Raw genomic sequence first — 21,112 nt, 5'->3', positions numbered from 1 at the left:
GGGTATGAATAGTCATACTGAAACCCTCCATGCGAATCATTCGCACTGGCGGAGACAAAATCGTGGCGGGATGATAGCTGTAACCTGTTGCAGGAAGAGGGGAGCCGAACGCCCGTAACAGGTAATATATCGTCCGGTCTGAATGACAGTTCTTAAATAAAAAGAGTGTGTTGCTATGAAAAATATCAATCCGACACAAACCGCTGCCTGGCAGGCGCTGCTTCAGCATTTTGAACAAATGAAAGATGTGCAAATTGCTGACCTGTTCGCCAAAGATGCCAACCGGTTTGCTGCCTTCTCTGCCACGTTCGACGATCAGATGCTGGTGGATTTCTCCAAAAACCGCATCACCAGCGAAACCCTGGAAAAACTGCAGGCGCTGGCTAAAGAGACCGATCTGCAGGGCGCGATCAAATCCATGTTCTCCGGCGAGAAAATCAACCGTACTGAAGATCGTGCCGTACTGCACGTGGCGCTGCGTAACCGTAGCAACACGCCAATCGTCGTCGACGGTAAAGATGTGATGCCGGAAGTGAACGCGGTGCTGGAGAAGATGAAAGGTTTCTCTGAGCGCATCATCGGCGGTGAGTGGAAAGGCTTTACCGGGAAACCGATCACTGACGTGGTAAACATCGGTATCGGCGGTTCGGACCTGGGGCCGTTTATGGTCACCGAAGCGTTGCGTCCGTATAAAAATCATCTGAATATGCACTTCGTTTCTAACGTTGACGGCACCCATATTGCTGAAACGCTGAAAACACTGAGCCCGGAAACCACCCTGTTCCTGGTGGCGTCAAAAACCTTCACCACGCAGGAAACCATGACCAACGCCCACAGCGCGCGTGACTGGTTCCTGACCTCGGGTCATCAGGAGGATGTGGCGAAGCACTTTGCCGCGCTGTCGACCAACGGTAAAGCGGTGGCAGAGTTCGGTATCGACACCGCTAACATGTTCGAGTTCTGGGATTGGGTGGGGGGGCGTTATTCTCTGTGGTCAGCGATTGGTCTGTCGATCATCCTCTCTATCGGTTTCGACAACTTCGAGAAGCTGCTGGACGGTGCCCACGCCATGGATCGCCATTTTGCGGATACCCCGGAAGAGAAAAACCTGCCGGTTCTGCTGGCGCTGATCGGCATCTGGTACAACAACTTCTTCGGCGCAGAAACCGAAGCGATCCTGCCTTACGATCAGTATATGCATCGCTTTGCTGCTTACTTCCAGCAGGGCAACATGGAGTCTAACGGCAAATATGTGGACCGTGCCGGTAACCCGGTCTCTTACCAGACTGGCCCGATTATCTGGGGCGAGCCAGGCACCAATGGTCAGCACGCGTTCTACCAGTTGATCCACCAGGGTACCAAGCTGGTGCCATGCGACTTTATCGCGCCAGCGGTATCGCATAACAAACTGGGCGATCACCACAGTAAGCTGCTGTCTAACTTCTTTGCTCAGACGGAAGCTCTGGCGTTTGGTAAAGCACGTGATGTTGTGGAAAAAGAGTTCGCGGATGCCGGCCTGGACGCGAAAGCCGTTGAGCACGTGGTGCCGTACAAAGTGTTTGAAGGCAACCGTCCAACCAACTCCATCCTGCTGCGTGATATCACCCCGTACAGCCTCGGTGCGCTGATTGCACTGTATGAGCACAAAATCTTCACCCAGGGCGTGATCCTCAACATCTTCACCTTCGATCAGTGGGGCGTGGAGCTGGGCAAACAGCTGGCTAACCGCATCCTGCCAGAACTGGCGAGTGGCGAACCGGTCAGCAGTCATGACAGCTCGACGAATGGTCTGATTAATCGCTATAAATCCTGGCGTTAATCTACCCGCCTGGGCGAGGCACGCCTCGCCCAGGGCAGGCGTTTCTGACCCCTGCGATGCTCTATGCGGCCCCCAGTTTCTGGGGGTTTTTTATTTTCTGGAAATAACTGGACCTGGTTGACAGCGCGCCCTTTCTCTTAACAGCCGCGTACAGGCGTTGGCAGCCTGTAGGCACTCTGATTACACGGCTATTTTTCACCCCAAAGATGAATAAAGTGGCCGTAAGGAGGGTGGGCATAATCCTAAAAATCACGTAAACCGTACCAATTTGAGACAGATAATTCTTAAATAAACGCTCGTTAAAACCTAATAAATGTTAAGAACTAATTTGTTATTTAATTGATTTTTATCGTTTTGCTGTCGATATTTTGTCATTTACTACCGCTACGTCATTATTCCCCTCGCTGCATCCCTTTTTCAACTTTTCATATCGATAATAAAGTGATTATTGGCATTAAACGCTGTATAAATGCGTTTGGTAGGTAAAAATATCTTAATACACCACATTTTCAGTCTTTTATCATCGCTGTATCTCTTGCTTCGACACCTCGCCCGATGCGCTGCTTTCTGGAAATTAATTCCCCATACTGGAGTCGCCAGGTGCCATCCAGGCCCGGGCATCCATTCATTTAATGAAGGGAAAGTGTGATGAAAAAAGTCATATGGGCTACTGCAGCCATAGTGTACTTAGCGAGTGCAACAGGCGCGTTTGCCGCCGTTGAAGCCACTGGTGCGCCAGAGGTTGAAACGGGTGCGGCTGCTGGTGCTGAAGCAGGTGCGATGTCAACCGGTGTCACCACCGCTGTTGGTATTGGCGCTGTTGGCGCACTGGCTGGCGTGGTGCTGGCAGCAAGCAGCGGTGGAAATGGTTCTAATACCGGAACAACGACCACCACCACCACAAGTACAACCCGCTAAGTTCAAAAATTAATCATAACCACACATTTGTGTGGTTATTTTCAGCCTTGTTCTACTTTGCTCAGGGACACACACAGTTGCGAAACCTACCACTTCTGCTGCTCTGCCTGCTGCTTCAGGCCTGTACACAAACGCAAAAAGGATTGGGTGAAACCGTCAAGCTGGCTTTTCTTGGCGTCGACGACATCCAGATGACTAACGAACAAATCGACACGATGCCTTACGCCAGCATGTATCTGCGCGTCAACGGCGGCCAGCAAATCTTTGTGGTGCTGGGCTTCAACGAAAATGGTCAGCAAAAGTGGATCACCCGCGATAAAGCCATGGTGGTCACTCAGCATGGTCGTCTGGTGAAAACGCTCGGCCTGGCAGATAACCTCAACGGTGTCAGTAACCTGGATAACGATCCGCTGCGAGATGCCCTGCATCTGACCGATGGCGCGAGCTGGACCCGCACCCTGCGCTGGACCGAGGGCGGTAAGCCGGAGGCGGGCACGGCGGTTTCCCACTTCTCGCGCCAGAAGGATGAAGTACTGCAACTGGCGGGTCAGTCGGTGGCATGCCGCGTCTGGCAGGAAGAGGCGTCGATAGCGGAAAGTGGCGAATCCTGGCGTAATACCTTCTGGGTGGATATCTCCACCGGGCAGGTGCGCCAGTCACTGCAAATGCTGGGGGCAGACTATATCCCTGTTGAATCCACCATCCTGAAGCCTGCGAAATCATGAAAAAAATAACCATTATTCTCGCAGGCATAGTGGCATCACTGTCGCTGCACGCCCAGGCCGATGGTCGGGTCAATGTCTTTTACCCTGGACAGACACAACCGGTAGTGATCAGCGGAGCGGCCAATCTGGCGCAACTGGTGACCAACCCGGCACTGACGCAGAAAACCTGGTGGCCGGGAACGGTGATCGGCGAAAAACTGGCGACGGCCGTGGCGGTACAGCAGCAACAGCAGCTGCTGACACGCTTGCAGGCATGGCGCGATGAACTCAAAAGTGACGGTGACGGTGAACAGGCCGCCGTGGTGGAAAACGTCCGTCAGCAGATTGCCGGAATGAAAGTCACAGGGCGTCAGATCGTGAATCTGGACCCGGACTGGGTGCGTTTACGACCGCAGGCTAACCGCACGCTGGAAGGGGAATACAGCCTCTATACCCTGGCAGAACCCACTTCCATTACGCTGGCTGGCGTGGTGGAAAATGCTGGAAAAACACCGTGGGCAGCAGGACGATCTGTGGTTGAGTATCTTGATGCGCACCCGCGAAGGGAAGGCGGTGAACGCAACAACGCGCAGGTGATCTCTCCGGCAGGCGAGGTGACAGAAGTGCCGGTGGCGTACTGGAACCGTCGTCACTATGAGCCGCAGCCGGGCAGCATCCTGTTTGTGGGCTTCTCTTCCTGGACGCTGCCGAGCGCCTATGCCGATCTTAACCAGCAGATCGTTTCTGTTCTGACGCACCGGATCCCTGACTGATGAAAAAACGTTATCTTCTCAGCCTGCTGTCACTCTCTGTCGCCTGTGCCTGTCAGGTTCAGGCTGCCGGTTATCCGGACCCGATTGGCCCGTCACAGTCTGACTTCGGTGGCGTCGGCCTGATGCAGGTACCGACTGCGCGTATGGCCAAAGAGGGCGAGTTCAGCCTTAACTATCGTTATAACGATCAGTATCACTTCTACTCCTCCTCGGTGCAGCTGTTCCCGTGGCTGGAAGCGACCATCCGCTACACCGATGTGAAAACGCGTGAGTACAGTGCGGTGTCGAGCTTCTCGGGAGATCAAACCTACAAAGACAAAGCCTTCGACCTCAAACTGCGCCTGTGGGAAGAGGGCTTCTGGCTACCGGAAGTCTCCGTGGGGACACGTGATCTCGGCGGTACGGGCCTGTTTGACAGTGAATATCTGGTTGCCACCAAAGCCTGGGGGCCATTTGATTTCACCCTCGGTATGGGCTGGGGCTATATCGGTAACAGCGGCACGGTGAAAAATCCGTTCTGCTCCGCCAGTGAAAAATATTGCTACCGCACCGAGGGTAGCGGCACCGCCGGTTCCGTCAGCGGTAGCGATATGTTCAAAGGGCCGACCGCTATCTTCGGCGGGATTGAATATCAGACGCCGTGGCAGCCGCTGCGCCTGAAAATGGAGTACGAAGGTAACGACTATCAGGATGATTTCGCCGGTCGTCTCGAGCAGAAGAGCAAGTTTAACGTCGGGGCGATCTATCGCATTACAGACTGGGCAGATGTGAACGTCAGCTACGAGCGTGGCAACACCTTTATGGCAGGCTTCACCCTGCGCACTAACTTCAACGATCTGCATCAGACCCAGCGTGATACGCCGAAACCGGAATATAACCCGCAGCCGCAGGAGCGCTTCCTCGATCCAACGGTGACGGCCAATCAGTTGACCGATCTGAAATACAACGCCGGGCTGAATGCACCAAGTATTCAGGTAGAAGGCAGCACGCTATACGTGAGCGGTGAGCAGGCGAAATATCGCGATACCACCCGCGGCGTTGATCGCGCCAACATCATCATGGTGAACCACCTGCCAGAGGGGATTGATACCCTGAAGGTGACGCAGACGCGCAGCCATATGCCGCAGGTGACGACGGAGACTAATGTGGCAAGTCTGCAACGTCAGCTGGCGGGATACCCGCTGGGGCGTGAAGAGACGCTACAGCAGCAACGTGTCAATCCGGTTGACCCGGGGCGCACCGAACAGGGCTTCTTTATCGATGGCGATCGCCTGAACTACAGTTTGTCGCCAGTGCTCAATCAGTCAGTCGGTGGCCCGGAAAGCTTCTACCTGTATCAGCTGGGCGTGATGGCGAATGCCAGCTTCTGGCTGACGGATCATTTGCTGGTCGATGGCAGCCTGTTCGGCAACCTTGCCAATAATTATGACAAGTTCAACTACAACGGCGCACCGGCAGACTCCACGCTTCCCCGCGTACGTACCCATATTCGCGACTACGTTGAAAATAACGTTTACGTGAATAACCTGCAGGCCAACTACATGCGTGAACTCGGCAACGGCTTCTATGGTCAGGTGTATGGCGGGTATCTGGAAACCATGTACGGCGGAGCGGGGGGCGAAGTATTGTACCGCCCACTGGATTCCAGCTGGGCGATTGGCGTGGATGCGAACTACGTCAAACAGCGTGACTGGGACAATATGATGAAGTTCAACGACTATTCGGCGAAGGTGGGCAATATTACCGGATACTGGCAGCCGTGGTTCATGCGTAATGTTCTGGTGAAAGCCAGCGTCGGGCAATATCTGGCTGAAGACAAAGGGGTTACCGTTGACGTTTCGAAACGCTTTGACAGCGGGATTATCGTGGGCGCTTACGCCACGAAAACCAACGTCTCAGCAGAAGAGTATGGCGAAGGCGATTTCACCAAAGGCTTCTACATCTCCGTACCGATGGATGTCTTTAGTGTTTCACCAACCCGTGGTCGTGCGCAGGTCAACTGGACGCCGCTGACGCGTGATGGCGGCCAGATGCTGGGCCGTAAATACCAGCTGTACGATATGACAACCGATCGCGACCGCAATTACCGTTAACCGCCGGGCCAGGCATGCCTGGCCCCTACGAAATGTAAGGGTCGGGCACGCCCGGCCCGCAGCCAGTACAATGCATGCGTTATCCATCATCGAAATGTTGTGATCTGCATCACGCTCAAGCATATTGTTATCCGTCGGCATTCACGACGGATAACAATGACTTTGAGGCACACCATGACGTCCCAGGAACGTAACACGCCCGCCACCCGGCTGGCCTTTGCCCTGCAAATGGTATTAAACACAGGCCTGATCGTGCTGGCCTGTATTCTGATCATCTTTCTTGGTAAAGAGACCATCCATCTTGGTAACGTGCTGCTGAATACCGGAGAGCAGACATCGTCTTATCTGCTGATCGAAGGTATCGTGATCTACTTCCTCTATTTTGAGTTTATCGCACTGATCATTAAGTATTTTCAGTCAGGCTATCACTTCCCGCTGCGCTACTTTGTCTACATCGGGATCACGGCGATCATTCGTCTGATTATCGTCGACCATAAAAACCCGTTCGATACCCTGGCCTACGCCATTGCCATTCTCATCCTGGTTATCACCCTTTGGCTGGCGAACAGCAACCGCCTGAAGCGGGAATAACTCGCCAAACCAGCCACAAAATCGTGGCTTTTTGCCGAGCTTTGATAGGTTTGCCGCCAGGGTCTGCGTTACACTGACGCATCGAAGATTTTGCGGAGAAGTGTTATGGCTGAGAACGCGCTGTCGCTATTGCGCGCGATCAACTGGCTACCAGATTCATCACCCCTGTTAACCGCCCCCCTGCTGGACTGGCTGCTGGAAGTCGATTCCATGACCCGTCGTTTTGAGCGTCACTGCCAACAGGTGACGGTTAACCTGCTGCGTGAAGGATTTGTCAGTGCCCAGGACGCAGCAGAGGATATCGCCCTGCTGCCAACAGAACCACGTTACTGGTTGCGGGAAATCGAACTGTGCGGTGACGGGGTTCCCTGGCTGGTGGCGCGCACGCTGGTCCCGGAGTCGACCCTGAACGGCCCGGAGCAGAAGCTGCAACAGCTGGGCACCGTCCCTCTGGGTCGTTACCTGTTTGCCACGTCTACCTTAACGCGTGATTTTATTGATGTCGGCCACAGTGCTGAACTGTGGGGGCGGCGTTCACGCCTGCGTTTATCGGGCAAGCCGCTATTATTGACCGAACTGTTTTTACCCGCTTCCCCGCTCTATGCCAGCGTGGCGGCAGAAGGGGGACAGTAGCGTGGAGAGAAGTCTGCAAATGAGTAAGCTTTCGGCCTATAGCCGTCTGATGCGTATTGATAAACCGATTGGTTCGTTGCTGCTGCTGTGGCCAACGCTTTGGGCGCTCTGGCTGGCTGGCATGAGCATCCCGCCGCTCAATGTGCTGCTGGTCTTTGTGCTGGGCGTATTTTTTATGCGTGCAGCAGGTTGTGTGGTCAATGATTTTGCTGACCGCAAAATCGATGGTTTTGTGAAGCGTACCCGGGAGCGCCCGCTCCCCAGCGGTGCGGTGACCACGCTAGAGGCAAAACTGCTGTTCGCCGGGCTGGTACTGGTTTCCTTTGGGCTGGTGCTGACCATGAATAACATGACCATCTGGCTGTCGCTTGGTGGGTTGGGGCTGGCCTGGCTCTATCCGTTTATGAAACGTTACACGCATCTGCCGCAGGTGGTGCTCGGGGCGGCGTTTGGCTGGGCTATTCCGATGGGCTGGGCGGCGGTAAGTGAAACGGTCCCATTAACCTGCTGGCTGCTGTTCCTGGCGAATATTTGCTGGACGGTGGCGTACGACACGCTTTATGCGATGGTTGATCGTGATGATGATTTGAAAATCGGCGTGAAATCCACCGCCATTCTGTTTGGACGTTTCGATAAGCTGATTGTGGGGCTGTTACAGCTGGCAACGCTTGGCCTGATGACGCTGGTGGGCTGGCAACTGCATCTCAGCGGCGTATTCTATTGGGCGGTGCTGGTGGCGGGTGTGTTTTTTGTCCATCAGCAGAAGCTGATTGCCGGACGTCAGCGCGATCGCTGTTTCCAGGCCTTCCTGAATAATAACTGGGTAGGGTTGGTGCTGTTCGTTGGCGTGGTACTGGGGATCGGATAAAACGCGTAGGGGCCGATCATCTGTTTCGATCGGCCCACCACACTGACATCAATCGTGCTCTACGGCACTCTCAATGGTCATTCTCACATCCTGAGTTATCAGCTCTGCCAGCAGTTGATAAACCTGCTGTGTCTGCTCAACCTGAGCATCACCGGAATCGCTGATATAGCCTTCATCACGCAGCGTTAACACCAGCGATGTAAACACCGCTTTGTCGAAGAACTCCGGCGCGTTAATACCATGCAGCACGGACAGACGCTGTGCCATGGTACGGCTCTCTTTTTCCAGCGTGCCACGGTTAATTGCGGGTTTCGCGCTGAGGATAGAGAAGGTAATCGAGTAACGTTGCAGGGTTTCGCGCACGCCGGCAGCCAGCAGTTGCAGGGTACGGAAACGACCGGCACTCAGACGCAGACTACTCTCTTCAGCAATCAACAGCCCCTGACGGGCCATTTCAGCCACCAGTGAGTCGAGTACCTGGCCCAGTTCATCGGTGCTCCAGCGCAGGAAAAGCTCACTCTTCAGCATTGGGTAGATCACCGTGACCTGGCGCAGAAGCTCGGCGCGGGTGATTTCACGGTGCTGCATCAGAATGGCGGCAATCAGCGACGGCATCACCAGCATGTGATGAATGTTGTTGCGATAGTAGGTCATCAGCACGGCCTGCTCACGCGGCAGTACCACGATCTCGCCGATGCTATCCTGCTCCAGCTCGAATTTGTTCATGCTCAGCGCATGTTCCAGCAGTGCCTCTGGCGTCATATCCGGCACGGTGGAATCAGGCGAGTACGGCACATTGCGCAGCAGTTGCACATAACAGTCGAGCTGTTCGGTCAGCTGCTCGCGGGTCATCGAACGCTGGCGTGATGCCAGCAGCGCAGTCACACACAGGTTCATGGCATTGGCTGCCCCTGCATTGTTAATCCGCACCATGACTTTCTGCGCGATGTCGTTCACGGCCGGGGTTAACCAGGCTGGACGCTGAGCTTCAATAGGATCGATAGCCTCACGCCACTCTGGTACCTGCTGATTCAGATACGCGACCAGCGGCAGCGGCTCACCAAAGTTCACATAGCCCTGACCGAGATTACGCAGCTTACGCAGCCCGCGCACCATCGACATAAAGCCTTCTTTCTCTTTGGTCGCACCGCGCAGCTCTTTGGCGTAAGTTCCCACTTCCATCACGTGTTCGTAACCGATGTAAATCGGTACCAGCGTAATAGGGCGGTTACCTCCACGCAGCATCGCCTGAATCGTCATCGACAGGGTGCCGGTTTTCGGATCCAGCAGGCGGCCTGTACGTGAACGGCCGCCTTCCACGAAGTATTCGACGGAATAGCCACGGGTGAACAGCTCACCAAGGTATTCACGGAACACCGTGGAGTAGAGCTTATTGCCCTTGAAGGTACGACGAATAAAGAAAGCGCCCAGGCGACGGAAAATCGGGCCCGCTGGCCAGAAGTTCAGGTTGATCCCGGCTGCAATATGCGGCGGCACCAGACCCTGGTGATACAGCACATAGGAGAGCAGCAGGTAGTCCATATGGCTGCGATGGCAGGGCACGTAGACAATCTCATGTCCGTCCTGTGCCAGCTGGCGCACGCGCTCACCGCCGTTAACGTTAATCCCCTGATACAGCTTGCTCCAGGTCCAACCCATGATACGGTCGGTCAGACGAATCGCTTCGTAAGAGAAGTCAGCGGCGATCTCTTCCATCAGCTCAACGGCATTCTGCTGGGCTTTTTCATGGGAGATTTTTTTGCTGCGTGCTTCGTCTTCAACCGCTTTGGCGATCGCTTTAGACTGCAACAGCTTGTTGAACAAGTCCTGGCGCACAGGCAGACGCGGCCCCACGGCCGCTAAACGCTGGCGGGCAAAGTGCATACGCGCCACACGGGCCAGCTTCTGCGCGATGATTTTATCTGTACCGTGCTCGGTGGCCATATGGCGCAGCGATACCATCGGTGAGAAGCGCACAAAACTGTCACGTCCCAGCCAGATGACGGCAAAGAATTTCTGGATACCATTCAACATGCGCAGATGCGGCTGTTCGTCACCCTGTACCTCACGGCCCGGCGCACGACCAAACATCACTGATACCGGCACCATTTGCACATCCAGATCGGGATGATTGCGGTGCAGATCGAGATAATCGTGGAACAGCTTGACCGACTCAAGATTCGGAACAAAGTACGGGAACAAGCGCGGGCCATCATGAATAAACACATGGCGTGGCAATACCGTACCGTCGATCTCCAGAGGTTCCAGAGGATCGGGCAGGTCTTGTTTGCGACACTGCTCACGCAGTGCAAGGAGATCGGCCTTTGAATCATAAGGCAGCACATACATAATAGGGCGCGACGTATCAAGCCCGAGTTCGGCAACCGGCTCAGCCGGAATTGCTTTACTTTTTACCAGTAGTTTTACTGGAAGATTCAATAAGTTATAATATAATTTACGCCAACCTGACATAGACAACATGAAGCCTCTTGTTAGCAAAGCGCCGCAAGCATACCAGAAAGCGCCAACAGAATCTGTGGTGTTAAAAAACCTGTAGTTCCACTCATTGACGTTAAACTTCTCAAAGGGTTCCCTGATTATGGCAAATAATGTCACCGGACTGACGCGAATCATAAAAGCAGCCGGGTATTCGTGGAAAGGCATCCGCAGCGCGTGGCAGCATGAAGCCGCTTTTCGTCAGGAAGCCGTCGCGGCGATCATTGCGATTATCATTGCCTGCTGGCTGGACGTAGATGCCATTACCCGTGTGCTGCTGATTGGCTCGGTCATGCTGGTCATCATTGTCGAAATACTCAACAGTGCCATCGAAGCGGTCGTCGACCGTATCGGCAGTGAAATACACCCCCTTGCAGGCCGGGCCAAAGATATGGGTTCTGCGGCCGTGCTGTTGACTATCTTGCTGGCAATTTTTGTTTGGATCATGCTGTTAGTGCCACATTTGCGATGAGTTTTCCAAAAATCGCCACAAACTGCATTTCGCCCAACTTTAGGTTTTCAATGTCTAAATACCTGTATATACTCACAGTCGACTGTATAAACAACCAGGGGGCGGAATGAAAGCACTAACGGCGAGGCAGCAGCAGGTTTATGACCTGATTCGCGACCACATTAATCAAACTGGTATGCCGCCGACGCGCGCAGAGATCGCTGCGCAACTTGGTTTCCGTTCCCCGAATGCGGCTGAAGAACACCTGAAGGCCTTAGCCCGTAAAGGCGTGATTGAGATCGTTTCTGGTGCTTCCCGCGGTATTCGCCTGATGATGGAAGAAGAAGACGGTCTTCCACTGATTGGCCGGGTTGCCGCCGGTGAGCCACTGTTGGCAGAGCAGCACATTGAAGGGCACTACAAAGTTGACCCTGACCTGTTCAAGCCTGGCGCTGATTTTCTGTTGCGCGTCAGTGGGATGTCGATGAAAGACATCGGTATTATGGACGGCGATCTGTTAGCGGTACATAAAACGGAAGATGTGCGTAATGGGCAGGTTGTGGTTGCGCGCATTGATGACGAAGTGACAGTGAAACGCCTGAAAAGGCAGGGTAATACGGTGCAACTTTTACCAGAAAACCCGGACTTCAAACCTATCATTGTCGACCTGCGTCAGCAAACGCTGACTATTGAAGGTCTTGCTGTCGGCGTTATTCGCAACGGCAACTGGCTGTAATCGTTACTCCCCGCTAAATCCTGCGCGCTGCTTCTGTGGCGCGTATTATCATCTGTAATCGCTTTAGCTCTGATGGGTTCTGATGAAACTGCTCACCTCTGCGGATAAAAGCCTCTGGCGGCTGGCGCTGCCGATGATCCTTTCTAATATTACCGTGCCACTGCTTGGTCTGGTCGATACCGCCGTGATCGGCCATCTTGATAGCCCGACGTATCTTGGTGGGGTGGCGATCGGCACAACCGTAACCAGCTTCCTGTTTATGCTGCTACTGTTTCTACGCATGAGCACCACCGGGCTGACTGCCCAGGCATTTGGAGCCAGTGATAAATCCGCACTGGCACGTGCATTGATGCAGCCGCTGCTGCTCGCTTTGCTGGCCGGCCTGCTGTTTATCCTGCTAAGAACACCCATCACTCACTTTGCTCTGGGCCTGACCGGTGGCAGCGAAGACGTTCTGCACCAGGCGGCACTGTTTATGCAGGTGCGCTGGCTCAGTGCTCCCGCAACGTTGGCCAATCTCGTGCTGCTTGGCTGGCTCCTTGGGGTGCAGTATGCGCGTGCCCCTGTGATCCTGCTGGTGGTGGGTAATCTGGTCAATATCCTGCTGGATCTGTGGTTTGTTATTGGCCTGAAGTGGGGTGTACAGGGCGCGGCAGCGGCTACCGCAATAGCTGAATATGTCAGTTTTATTGTTGGTCTGCTGCTGGTATGGCGGGTGATGAAACTGCGTGGTCTGTCAGTAAGGTTGATGCTGAGTGCCTGGCGCGGTGATGTGGGGCGCCTGCTGCGCTTAAATCGCGACATCATGCTGCGTTCTCTGTTGTTGCAAATCTGCTTTGCGTCGCTGACTATCTTTGGTGCCCGTATGGGGAATGATGTGGTGGCGGTCAACGCGGTATTGCTGATGTTCCTCACCTTTACCGCCTATGCACTGGATGGCTTCGCCTATGCGGTTGAGGCCTGTTCTGGAGAAGCCTATGGCGCGCGCGACAGTAAGCAGTTACTCAGCGTCTGGCATGCTGCCTGTCGGCAGTCGTTACTAGTTGCAGCAGGGTTTTCTCTATTTTATGCCCTGTTTGGTGAGCAAATTATCGCGCTGCTGACGTCTCTGGAACCGCTTCGCCAGCTTGCCGATCGGTATTTATGGTGGCAGGTGCTGATGCCATTAGCGGGTGTGGGCTGTTATTTGCTGGATGGGATGTTTATCGGTGCCACCCGCGCCAGTGAGATGCGCAACAGTATGGCCGTCGCAGCACTGGGCTTTGGTTTGGCGCTGTTTAGCGTGCCGTGGCTGGGTAACCATGGTCTGTGGCTGGCAGTCACGTTGTTCCTGCTGCTGCGCGGTGTCTCCCTGTGGGTCATCTGGCGTCGTCACTGGCGTAAGGGAACCTGGTTCGCGCAGTGACACATTTGGTTACGTAACGCGCCGCTTCGCTAGTTCACTGAATTCTAGGTGTTTTTAGTGATTTCTACCGCTTTTGCCAGCGGGTTAACGGCCAGTGCGTGGTTTCTCTACTACAATTATCTTTGTCTCAGGCAAATAACCAGATGATTGTCTGGTTTAACAGTTGGTTTTTGAGGCATTAAAGCTGTTTTAACCCAAGGTAGAGGAATCACATTATGAATAAAGACGAAGCCGGCGGTAACTGGAAACAGTTTAAAGGTAAAGTGAAAGAACAATGGGGTAAGCTGACCGATGATGACCTGACGGTCGTTGAAGGTAAACGCGATCAGTTGGTGGGTAAAATTCAGGAACGCTACGGCTATCAGAAAGATCAGGCCGAAAAAGAGCTGAGTGATTGGGAAACCCGTAACAACCACCGCTGGTAAAAACAGCGGACCCTTTCAGGACGATGCTCCTACCCAGGCACAAGGACAGTGCCACTCACCTCTTTCTCCTCCCTCACAAAATTTGACTAACGCCCGCGTTTTTTACTCTGCACACTATGATCGTGCTGGCACGCATCCTGATGGGTGCAGGCTTCAATCTCCCCGCATTTTTCACAGAAACCATGCGCCTCAATCACGCTATGTCCCAGGGTAAAACCGGACTTCAGGGCCAGCGATTTCAAAATATCTTCCACGCCATTAGCATGCTGCTCGGCCACTGAACCGCAGCGGTCACAAATCAGCATGGCTGAGGTGTGTGACGGTTCTTCAAAGTGATGACAAACCACATAGCTGTTGGTGGACTCCACGCGATGGATAAAGCCCTGCTCCAGCAGGAAGTCCAGCGCACGGTAGATGGTAGGAGGCTTTGCCTGAGGTTCAGAGGCACGCAGTAAGTCCAGCAGATCGTAGGCGCTGATGGCCCCATTCTGCTCACTCATCAAACGCAGAACTTCAAGACGCTGCGGCGTGAGTCGCACGCTGCGTTGCTGACAGATAACTTCCGCCTGCGACAGGATTTTTTCAGCACTGGTCATATTCATTGTTCCCCCTCAGGCCATATCAGGATGTTATTTTATCACGTCTGCAACAAAACGCCGAGTTCACCTTCAGGCGGCCCTCTGTCACGTGCACAGACTCAACCCTTTACTGGTATTGCTGATAAGTGCAGAAGGTAAAAAAAATTTAATCATTGTTTTGAGTGCACCAGGGCCATTATTTTTTAATGCAGTATCGTTAATCTGATTTGCAGGGCTTAAGGTTCATGACTACCTTTTGCAAAGGGCTGTGTGCGTTTGGTACTGAAATAAACAGATGCAAAACGTTCAACTGTTAGCGTGATAACAGATTAATAAAATGGCAATGACCTGATAAGCCCACTCATCTTCTCTCAATTCACAGCAATGAAATGGTGCCTTTATGTTCATTATTCAGGCATTCGGTTATGCGTGTCTTTGCGCATTCGCTTTTTCATTTTTTTATGGTGGGTTTGGGGTCAATGGCAAATAAATTCAATAAATTAATCGGTTTTTCCGCACCAGTGGTATTACCCGCTCTGTTGTTTACTCCGCTGAGTGCGCTTGCCGCCGGTAACTATTTCGATGCCCGCAATGATGCGATGGGCGGGGTGGGGGTTGCCTCTTCCAGCTACGGTTCGGCGGTGCTGGCGAACCCGGCGCTGATGACCAAAGCAAAACCGGAAGACAGCGTCAGTATTATCCTGCCAGCCGTCGGTGCGCAGATCAGCGACAAAGGAAAACTGGTCGATAAGGTGGATGACCTGACCAATGCTGTCGACAGTTACAAAGACCTGGCGAATAACTTCGTCTTCCCCACGGATATCCCCCGCGCCCAGTCGGCTGCCGGTGATCTAGCCGATCGTCTGCGCGAGATCAAAGGGCAGAAGGCATGGGCAAATGCCGGTGCTGCATTTGCAGTGACGGTTCCGAATGAGGTTCTGCCTTTCGCGTTTGTCACCAAAGCTTACGGTACGGCTTCCGTGGTAACCGATGTCACGCAAAGCGACATCGATTATCTGCAAGGTATTGCCGATGGCAATAACATTCCGACGACGGCGGGACTGAACAGCCTGACTTCTGCCGGACTGGGACGTGCAGCGGTGGTTTACGATATGGGGATCGCCGTCGCGCATGAGTTCGATTTCGGTGGTCAGCCGGTGTCGCTGGGCATCACGCCAAAGCTGCAAAAAACCACGCTGTATAACTACAGCGCCTCGGTATACAGCTATGACAAGTCAGACTTCACCAACGGCAATTATAAAAATACCAACACCGGGTTTAACCTGGATGCGGGCGCCTCAACCGACCTCGGTGAAAACTGGACGCTGGGCCTGAGCGCGCAGAACCTGATCTCACGTGATATTGATACCAAAGAGGTCAGCGGCTACAAGGATACCTATCAAATCCGTCCGCTGGTCACCTCCGGCGTGGCATACCATACCGAGCGCCTGACAACGGCACTGGATGTGGACCTGACCCCGACTAAGCGCTTTAAAACGCAACAGGACAGCCAGTATGCTGCCGTGGGTGCGGAGTATCGTTTACTGGACTGGCTGCAACTGCGCGCCGGTTACCGTGCTGATGTGAAGTCCAATGACACTGATGTCTTCACGGGCGGTTTTGGCCTGTCACCGTTTAACAAAGTACATCTGGACCTTGCCGGGATGGTGGGGAAAGACAATACCTGGGGCGCCGTTGCCCAGTTGAACTTCACTTTCTGATAGTCCGGATGGTCTTTAGGAGGGCAACCCTAAGGGGTTGTCCTCACCCTTACTGGTTTTTCCTCGCACTTTTCCTGATATTCATCTTTGCTCACTCAATCGAACAGACATACCCTGGATGGTTTTCTCCAATACTGGCAGACTGAGTAAACTCATAGGGGAAAATACAGGGAAGATAACAATGCGGGTAATGAATGGAATGGTTTTGTTGTGTCTGGTAATCAGTGGGTGTGCGTCTAACATCACGACTGCGCCATCCAGGGATATCAAAGCATTTACCGATAATGCTGATAACTGCATCCATATGTCGGGAGAATGGGATAGTAACCTCCCTAAAGAACGGCAGGTGGAAATTGAAAAATCTGTTGATAATTATTGCGGTAAAGCGAAAGAGCAGAAAGAAAAACTGAAAATAAAATATGAAAATGACCCTGCAGTTGAAAATATTTTAAACCGTTATGACTTTAGCTGATATTGAATAACTTAATAATTCATTCAAGTCACTGCGCTTTGAAGCGGAACGTTATTTTCTGATTTTTCCCAGCAGTCACCTCACGGCTGCTGGCAATCACCTTTCCCTGATCCTGTATCCTCGCGGCCCGCCGTGCTATGATTGCGCACAATATCGACACTCCCTTTCTGATACAGAGTTAACGCTTTTCATGACCGATAATTTCCCTGCACATCGCTTTTCCATTGCCCCGATGCTCGACTGGACCGATCGCCACTGTCGTTACTTTCATCGTCAGTTGACGCGTCAGACGTTGCTGTACACCGAAATGGTGACTACCGGGGCGATTATCCACGGCAAAGGCGATTACCTGGCCTGGAGTTCTGAAGAGCAGCCCGTGGCGCTGCAACTGGGCGGCAGCGATCCGGCAGCACTGGCACAGTGTGCAAAACTGGCAGAAGAGCGTGGCTACAATGAGGTCAACCTCAATGTGGGCTGCCCGTCTGACCGTGTGCAGAATGGCCGCTTCGGTGCCTGCCTGATGGGTGAAGCCCAACTGGTGGCGGATTGCATCAAAGCGATGCGCGATGTGGTCTCTATTCCGGTTACCGTGAAAACCCGAATTGGCATCGACGATCAGGACAGCTACGAATTCCTCTGTGATTTCATTCAGCGCGTCGCAGAGCAGGGGGGATGCGAGACATTTATTATTCACGCCCGCAAAGCCTGGCTCTCTGGCCTCAGCCCGAAAGAGAACCGTGAAATTCCACCGCTCGACTATGAACGCGTTTACCAGCTGAAGCGTGATTTCCCGCAGCTTACGCTGTCGCTTAACGGCGGCGTCAAGTCGCTGGAAGAAGCCCGCACTCATTTACAGCATCTGGACGGGGTGATGATGGGGCGCGAAGCCTATCAGAACCCGGGACTGTTGGCGCAGGTAGACCAGACGATCTTCGGCAGCACCGTGCCGATGGTTGATCCTGTTGCGGTGGTGCGTGCGATGTACCCGTATATTGAGCGCGAGCTGGCGAACGGTACTTACCTTGGCCACGTGACCCGCCATATGCTGGGACTGTTCCAGGGCATTCCTGGCGCGCGTCAGTGGCGTCGTTACCTGAGTGAGAATGCCCATAAAGCGGGTGCCGGTGTTGATGTGGTAGAAAAAGCCTTGCTACTGGTTGCGGATAAAGTGCCTGCCAACGTATAACATCGTCAAATATTCACTAAGCTTTGATGAAATTCACCAGGGTTGTTACGGCCCTGGTGAGCGCCTTCCTTATAGATCAATACCTTAAAATCCTCGCCGTACTGGCACGCTTCTTGTAATAGTCCCTTCAGAGTCCCTTATTCTGGAGCGTATCGACATGTTAGAGATCCTGTTTGTCATCGGCTTTTTTATGATGCTGTTGCTGACCGGTATTTCGTTATTGGGCATCATTGCGGCGCTGCTGGTGGCTACCGTAGTGATGGTCGTTGGCGGATTGTTCGCTGTTGTTATTAAATTGTTACCGTGGTTGCTGCTGGCGGTGATTGGCGTCTGGTTATATCGGGCTTTTCGGAAACCCTCTGCGAAGGATAAACCCTGGTTATCTCGATAATATCAATGAGTTGCCTGAGGTCTTTGGCGTGTTAATGCGGGTTGGATCACATCATGGCAAATTGCTAAGCACCATTTCGCAATTAAACATATTTTTTACTTATGAATTCTGCCAGGATGGTTTCACTGAATCAAAACGTATTCATCGCCGCTGACCCTACACTCAGTGCGAACTATAAAAAAGAAAGAAAAAAGGGCCTCCTTCGGGAGGCCCTGATTATTTGTGCAGTACGCCAGAAATCACGGTATTAATAAACTCGATCCCTGTGTACCACGTCCTTCGAGTACCTGGTGCGCCCGCGCTGCATCGGCCAGCGCAAACTTCTGCGTGTCTGGCACATCCACCTTAATCGCATTACTTGCCATCAGCGAGAACAGCTCATTGCTGGCCTGAAGCAGCGCTTCACGCGTGGTGATATAACCATTGAGGGATGGGCGGGTCACATACAGTGATCCTTTTTGATTGAGGATGCTGAGATTCACACCCGTCACCGGGCCGGATGAGTTGCCAAAGCTGACCATCAGGCCACGACGCTGCAGGCAGTCCAGCGATGCTTCCCAGGTATCTTTCCCTACCGAGTCATACACCACACGCAGCTTTTTGCCATGGGTCAGCTCGCTGACGCGCGCGGCAATGTCCTCTTCCCGATAGTTAATGGTTTCCCAGGCGCCCGCACGTTTTGCCAGCGCGGCTTTCTCCGCCGAGCCTACCGTGCCGATCAGATGTGCCCCGAGCGCCTTTGCCCACTGGCAGGCAATCAGCCCGACGCCGCCTGCAGCGGCATGGAACAGAAACACCTCATCGGGCTGCACCACATAGGTCTGGCGCAGCAAATAATGCACCGTCAGACCTTTAAGAAAGGATGCCGCGCCCTGTTCATAGGAGATGGCATCCGGCAGCAGCGCCACCTTATCGACCGGAACGTTGTGCACTTCGCTGTAGGCACCCAGAGACGACTGTGCGTAAACCACACGGTCACCTGGTTTCAGGGCGCTGACGCCAGCGCCAACGCGAGTGACGATCCCGGCGGCTTCTGTTCCCAGCCCGGCAGGAAGCGGAGCAGGGTACAGGCCGCTGCGCACATAGGTATCGATGTAATTGATGCCGATGGCTTTGTTCTCAACCTGCACCTCACCGGGGGCCGGATCGGTCGGTTCAAAACTCACCAGCTGCATCACTTCGGGTGCACCGTGCTGGCTGATTTGTATACGTTTCGCCATGTTCACTCCTGTGGATTTCGCGGTAATGTGGGGGAGGACGTCAGTCATGCAAACGGGTATACTTGCGCGTCCCCCCACAAGATTTTTGGTATCGCATCACTATGGCAGGAAATAAACCCACCAACAAATCCTTCGAAAACCGCGAGCCGCGTGACCGCCAGATGGAAGGTCTTAAGCTGCCCCCGCACTCGCTGGAAGCTGAACAGTCGGTGTTGGGCGGTTTAATGCTGGATAACGAACGCTGGGATAACGTTGCCGAGCGCGTGGTGGCAAAGGATTTCTTTAGCCGCCCGCACCGGATGATCTTCGCGGAGATGCAGCGCCTGCTGGAACTGGGTAAACCGATCGATCTGATTACCCTTTCCGAATCGATGGAAACCAAAGGCGAACTGAGCATGGTCGGCGGTTTTGCCTATCTGGCTGAGTTGTCTAAAAATACGCCAAGTGCGGCAAACATCGGCGCCTATGCGGATATCGTCCGTGAACGTGCCGTTGTGCGTGAGATGATTTCCGTTGCTAACGAAATTGCGGATGCCGGTTATGATCCTCAGGGGCGCACCAGTGAAGATCTGCTCGATCTGGCGGAAACCCGCGTGTTCCAGATCGCCGAAAGCCGTGCCAATAAAGATGAAGGGCCGAAGAGTGTTGATCAGATCCTCGAATCAACAATCGAGCGTATCGAGGCCCTCTATCAGACGCCGCAGAATGGTGTCACCGGGGTGGATACGGGCTACGGCGATCTGAATAAGAAAACTGCCGGGCTTCAGCGTTCTGACCTGATTATCGTCGCGGCCCGTCCGTCGATGGGTAAAACCACCTTTGCCATGAACCTGTGTGAAAACGCAGCGATGGAACAGGATAAACCGGTGCTGATCTTCAGCCTGGAGATGCCCGGCGAGCAGATCATGATGCGTATGCTGGCATCGATGTCCCGCGTTGACCAGACCCGTATTCGTACCGGTCAGCTTGATGATGAGGATTGGGCGCGCATCTCCAGCACTATGGGGATCATGATGGAGAAGAAGAACATGTACATTGATGATTCTTCCGGCCTCACCCCGACCGATGTTCGTTCGCGTGCGCGCCGTATTTTCCGTGAGCACGGCGGCTTAAGTCTGATCATGATCGACTACCTGCAATTGATGCGCGTACCGGCACTGTCCGATAACCGTACCCTGGAAATTGCTGAGATATCACGTTCGCTTAAGGCGCTCGCGAAAGAGCTTCAGGTGCCGGTTGTGGCGCTGTCGCAGCTTAACCGCTCTCTGGAGCAACGCAGTAATAAACGCCCGATTAACTCCGACCTGCGTGAATCCGGCTCCATCGAGCAGGATGCCGACTTGATCATGTTTATCTACCGTGATGAGGTTTATGAAGAAAACAGCGAGCATAAAGGCATCGCTGAGATCATCATCGGTAAGCAGCGTAACGGCCCCATCGGGACTGTACGCCTGACCTTTAATGGTCAGTGGTCGCGCTTCGACAACTATGCGGGTCCGCAGTACGACGACGAGTAATCTTTTCGGGTCGGGCATGCCCGACCCCTACGATTTATCCCTCGCTTCCGACGCTTGTAGGGGGCGGGCATGCCCGACCCGCTTTCAACGCCTGTCATCACAAAATAGTGTTGGA

At 53.6% G+C, this 21,112-nt stretch carries 20 protein-coding genes; 17 read left to right on the top strand and 3 right to left on the bottom strand.

Annotation, left to right across the window (positions count from 1 at the left end; all coding sequences use genetic code 11):
- Positions 1 to 175 precede the first annotated feature (175 nt).
- The 8 genes from pgi to ubiA all read left to right on the top strand — a co-directional run bounded on the left by pgi (position 176) and on the right by ubiA (position 8,399).
- A complete protein-coding gene (gene pgi, locus FY046_RS19070; RefSeq protein ID WP_133846953.1) occupies positions 176 to 1,819 on the top strand; it encodes a glucose-6-phosphate isomerase in 1,644 nt (547 codons plus the stop codon).
- 648 nt (positions 1,820 to 2,467) lie between these two features.
- A complete protein-coding gene (gene yjbE / locus FY046_RS19065) occupies positions 2,468 to 2,737 on the top strand; it encodes an exopolysaccharide production protein YjbE (protein ID WP_133846954.1) in 270 nt (89 codons plus the stop codon).
- Between the two features lie 77 nt (positions 2,738 to 2,814).
- Complete coding sequence (locus FY046_RS19060; RefSeq protein WP_446186379.1) at positions 2,815 to 3,462, top strand: YjbF family lipoprotein; 648 nt, start codon at positions 2,815 to 2,817, stop codon at positions 3,460 to 3,462.
- Positions 3,459 to 4,214: a capsule biosynthesis GfcC D2 domain-containing protein gene (locus FY046_RS19055; protein WP_446186378.1), complete on the top strand. Its 756-nt coding sequence runs from the start codon at positions 3,459 to 3,461 to the stop codon at positions 4,212 to 4,214. Before FY046_RS19060 ends, FY046_RS19055 begins: the two co-directional genes overlap by 4 nt.
- Entirely contained in the window at positions 4,214 to 6,307 is a 2,094-nt protein-coding gene (locus tag FY046_RS19050) for a YjbH domain-containing protein (RefSeq protein ID WP_133846957.1), read from the top strand. Before FY046_RS19055 ends, FY046_RS19050 begins: the two co-directional genes overlap by 1 nt.
- Positions 6,308 to 6,481: 174 nt before the next feature.
- Positions 6,482 to 6,898, top strand: a complete 417-nt coding sequence (gene psiE, locus FY046_RS19045) for a phosphate-starvation-inducible protein PsiE (RefSeq protein ID WP_062748345.1) — start codon at positions 6,482 to 6,484, stop codon at positions 6,896 to 6,898.
- 105 nt (positions 6,899 to 7,003) lie between these two features.
- Positions 7,004 to 7,531 carry a chorismate lyase gene (gene ubiC / locus FY046_RS19040; RefSeq protein ID WP_159336736.1) on the top strand — a complete coding sequence of 176 codons (528 nt, stop codon included), beginning with the start codon at positions 7,004 to 7,006 and terminating at the stop codon, positions 7,529 to 7,531.
- Between the two features lie 19 nt (positions 7,532 to 7,550).
- Complete coding sequence (gene ubiA / locus FY046_RS19035; RefSeq protein WP_192933176.1) at positions 7,551 to 8,399, top strand: 4-hydroxybenzoate octaprenyltransferase; 849 nt, start codon at positions 7,551 to 7,553, stop codon at positions 8,397 to 8,399.
- Positions 8,400 to 8,447: 48 nt separating this feature from the next.
- On the opposite strand, the gene plsB is transcribed toward ubiA, so the two are convergent.
- Positions 8,448 to 10,871 carry a glycerol-3-phosphate 1-O-acyltransferase PlsB gene (plsB, locus tag FY046_RS19030; protein WP_133846981.1) on the bottom strand — a complete coding sequence of 808 codons (2,424 nt, stop codon included), beginning with the start codon at positions 10,869 to 10,871 and terminating at the stop codon, positions 8,448 to 8,450.
- A 127-nt stretch (positions 10,872 to 10,998) separates the two neighbouring features.
- Here plsB and FY046_RS19025 point away from each other — a divergent pair, with 127 nt between their 5' ends.
- From FY046_RS19025 to FY046_RS19010, 4 genes are all read left to right on the top strand, one after another.
- A complete protein-coding gene (locus FY046_RS19025; protein WP_133846960.1) occupies positions 10,999 to 11,367 on the top strand; it encodes a diacylglycerol kinase in 369 nt (122 codons plus the stop codon).
- Between the two features lie 106 nt (positions 11,368 to 11,473).
- Positions 11,474 to 12,082, top strand: coding sequence for a transcriptional repressor LexA (lexA, locus tag FY046_RS19020; RefSeq protein WP_062748337.1), 609 nt, complete (start codon positions 11,474 to 11,476; stop codon positions 12,080 to 12,082).
- Positions 12,083 to 12,164: 82 nt separating this feature from the next.
- The gene (gene dinF, locus FY046_RS19015) at positions 12,165 to 13,487 is read left to right on the top strand and encodes an MATE family efflux transporter DinF (protein WP_446186377.1); all 1,323 of its coding nucleotides are present in this window, start codon (positions 12,165 to 12,167) and stop codon (positions 13,485 to 13,487) included.
- 215 nt (positions 13,488 to 13,702) lie between these two features.
- Complete coding sequence (locus tag FY046_RS19010) at positions 13,703 to 13,912, top strand: CsbD family protein (protein ID WP_133846962.1); 210 nt, start codon at positions 13,703 to 13,705, stop codon at positions 13,910 to 13,912.
- A gap of 86 nt (positions 13,913 to 13,998) precedes the next feature.
- Here FY046_RS19010 and zur read toward each other — a convergent pair whose 3' ends face one another.
- A complete protein-coding gene (zur, locus tag FY046_RS19005) occupies positions 13,999 to 14,508 on the bottom strand; it encodes a zinc uptake transcriptional repressor Zur (protein ID WP_133846982.1) in 510 nt (169 codons plus the stop codon).
- A 461-nt stretch (positions 14,509 to 14,969) separates the two neighbouring features.
- Between zur and FY046_RS19000 the strand changes: the two genes are divergently transcribed.
- The 4 genes from FY046_RS19000 to pspG all read left to right on the top strand — a co-directional run bounded on the left by FY046_RS19000 (position 14,970) and on the right by pspG (position 18,260).
- Positions 14,970 to 16,211 carry a conjugal transfer protein TraF gene (locus FY046_RS19000; RefSeq protein ID WP_446186376.1) on the top strand — a complete coding sequence of 414 codons (1,242 nt, stop codon included), beginning with the start codon at positions 14,970 to 14,972 and terminating at the stop codon, positions 16,209 to 16,211.
- A 181-nt stretch (positions 16,212 to 16,392) separates the two neighbouring features.
- On the top strand, positions 16,393 to 16,683 hold the full coding sequence (locus FY046_RS18995) for a hypothetical protein (RefSeq protein ID WP_238337024.1): 291 nt from the start codon (positions 16,393 to 16,395) through the stop codon (positions 16,681 to 16,683).
- Positions 16,684 to 16,873: 190 nt separating this feature from the next.
- Complete coding sequence (gene dusA / locus FY046_RS18990; protein ID WP_171149319.1) at positions 16,874 to 17,869, top strand: tRNA dihydrouridine(20/20a) synthase DusA; 996 nt, start codon at positions 16,874 to 16,876, stop codon at positions 17,867 to 17,869.
- Positions 17,870 to 18,026: 157 nt separating this feature from the next.
- On the top strand, positions 18,027 to 18,260 hold the full coding sequence (gene pspG, locus FY046_RS18985) for an envelope stress response protein PspG (RefSeq protein WP_133846966.1): 234 nt from the start codon (positions 18,027 to 18,029) through the stop codon (positions 18,258 to 18,260).
- Between the two features lie 239 nt (positions 18,261 to 18,499).
- Here the strand turns inward: pspG and FY046_RS18980 are convergent, their stop codons facing one another.
- Positions 18,500 to 19,480 (bottom strand): quinone oxidoreductase, encoded by a 981-nt coding sequence (locus tag FY046_RS18980; RefSeq protein WP_171149318.1) that lies wholly within the window; start codon positions 19,478 to 19,480, stop codon positions 18,500 to 18,502.
- A gap of 101 nt (positions 19,481 to 19,581) precedes the next feature.
- On the opposite strand from FY046_RS18980, the gene dnaB reads away from it, so the two are divergent.
- Positions 19,582 to 20,997: a replicative DNA helicase gene (dnaB, locus tag FY046_RS18975; RefSeq protein WP_133846968.1), complete on the top strand. Its 1,416-nt coding sequence runs from the start codon at positions 19,582 to 19,584 to the stop codon at positions 20,995 to 20,997.
- Positions 20,998 to 21,112: the final 115 nt, after the last annotated feature.

Source organism: Erwinia sp. 1181_3 (assembly GCF_052824965.1).
The sequence above is the reverse complement of the archived record's forward strand: the minus strand, read 5'-3'. Positions and strand labels throughout refer to the sequence as shown.

What these genes read in the sequence shown, in the direction of transcription:
- pgi (WP_133846953.1), top strand. Translation starts at nt 176, where the DNA reads ATGAAAAATATCAATCCGACACAAACCGCTGCCTGGCAGGCGCTGCTT.
- yjbE (WP_133846954.1), top strand. Translation starts at nt 2,468, where the DNA reads ATGAAAAAAGTCATATGGGCTACTGCAGCCATAGTGTACTTAGCGAGT.
- FY046_RS19055 (WP_446186378.1), top strand. Translation starts at nt 3,459, where the DNA reads ATGAAAAAAATAACCATTATTCTCGCAGGCATAGTGGCATCACTGTCG.
- FY046_RS19050 (WP_133846957.1), top strand. Translation starts at nt 4,214, where the DNA reads ATGAAAAAACGTTATCTTCTCAGCCTGCTGTCACTCTCTGTCGCCTGT.
- psiE (WP_062748345.1), top strand. Translation starts at nt 6,482, where the DNA reads ATGACGTCCCAGGAACGTAACACGCCCGCCACCCGGCTGGCCTTTGCC.
- ubiC (WP_159336736.1), top strand. Translation starts at nt 7,004, where the DNA reads ATGGCTGAGAACGCGCTGTCGCTATTGCGCGCGATCAACTGGCTACCA.
- ubiA (WP_192933176.1), top strand. Translation starts at nt 7,551, where the DNA reads ATGAGTAAGCTTTCGGCCTATAGCCGTCTGATGCGTATTGATAAACCG.
- plsB (WP_133846981.1), bottom strand. Translation starts at nt 10,871, where the DNA reads ATGTCAGGTTGGCGTAAATTATATTATAACTTATTGAATCTTCCAGTA.
- FY046_RS19025 (WP_133846960.1), top strand. Translation starts at nt 10,999, where the DNA reads ATGGCAAATAATGTCACCGGACTGACGCGAATCATAAAAGCAGCCGGG.
- lexA (WP_062748337.1), top strand. Translation starts at nt 11,474, where the DNA reads ATGAAAGCACTAACGGCGAGGCAGCAGCAGGTTTATGACCTGATTCGC.
- dinF (WP_446186377.1), top strand. Translation starts at nt 12,165, where the DNA reads ATGAAACTGCTCACCTCTGCGGATAAAAGCCTCTGGCGGCTGGCGCTG.
- FY046_RS19010 (WP_133846962.1), top strand. Translation starts at nt 13,703, where the DNA reads ATGAATAAAGACGAAGCCGGCGGTAACTGGAAACAGTTTAAAGGTAAA.
- zur (WP_133846982.1), bottom strand. Translation starts at nt 14,508, where the DNA reads ATGACCAGTGCTGAAAAAATCCTGTCGCAGGCGGAAGTTATCTGTCAG.
- FY046_RS19000 (WP_446186376.1), top strand. Translation starts at nt 14,970, where the DNA reads ATGGCAAATAAATTCAATAAATTAATCGGTTTTTCCGCACCAGTGGTA.
- FY046_RS18995 (WP_238337024.1), top strand. Translation starts at nt 16,393, where the DNA reads ATGCGGGTAATGAATGGAATGGTTTTGTTGTGTCTGGTAATCAGTGGG.
- dusA (WP_171149319.1), top strand. Translation starts at nt 16,874, where the DNA reads ATGACCGATAATTTCCCTGCACATCGCTTTTCCATTGCCCCGATGCTC.
- pspG (WP_133846966.1), top strand. Translation starts at nt 18,027, where the DNA reads ATGTTAGAGATCCTGTTTGTCATCGGCTTTTTTATGATGCTGTTGCTG.
- FY046_RS18980 (WP_171149318.1), bottom strand. Translation starts at nt 19,480, where the DNA reads ATGGCGAAACGTATACAAATCAGCCAGCACGGTGCACCCGAAGTGATG.
- dnaB (WP_133846968.1), top strand. Translation starts at nt 19,582, where the DNA reads ATGGCAGGAAATAAACCCACCAACAAATCCTTCGAAAACCGCGAGCCG.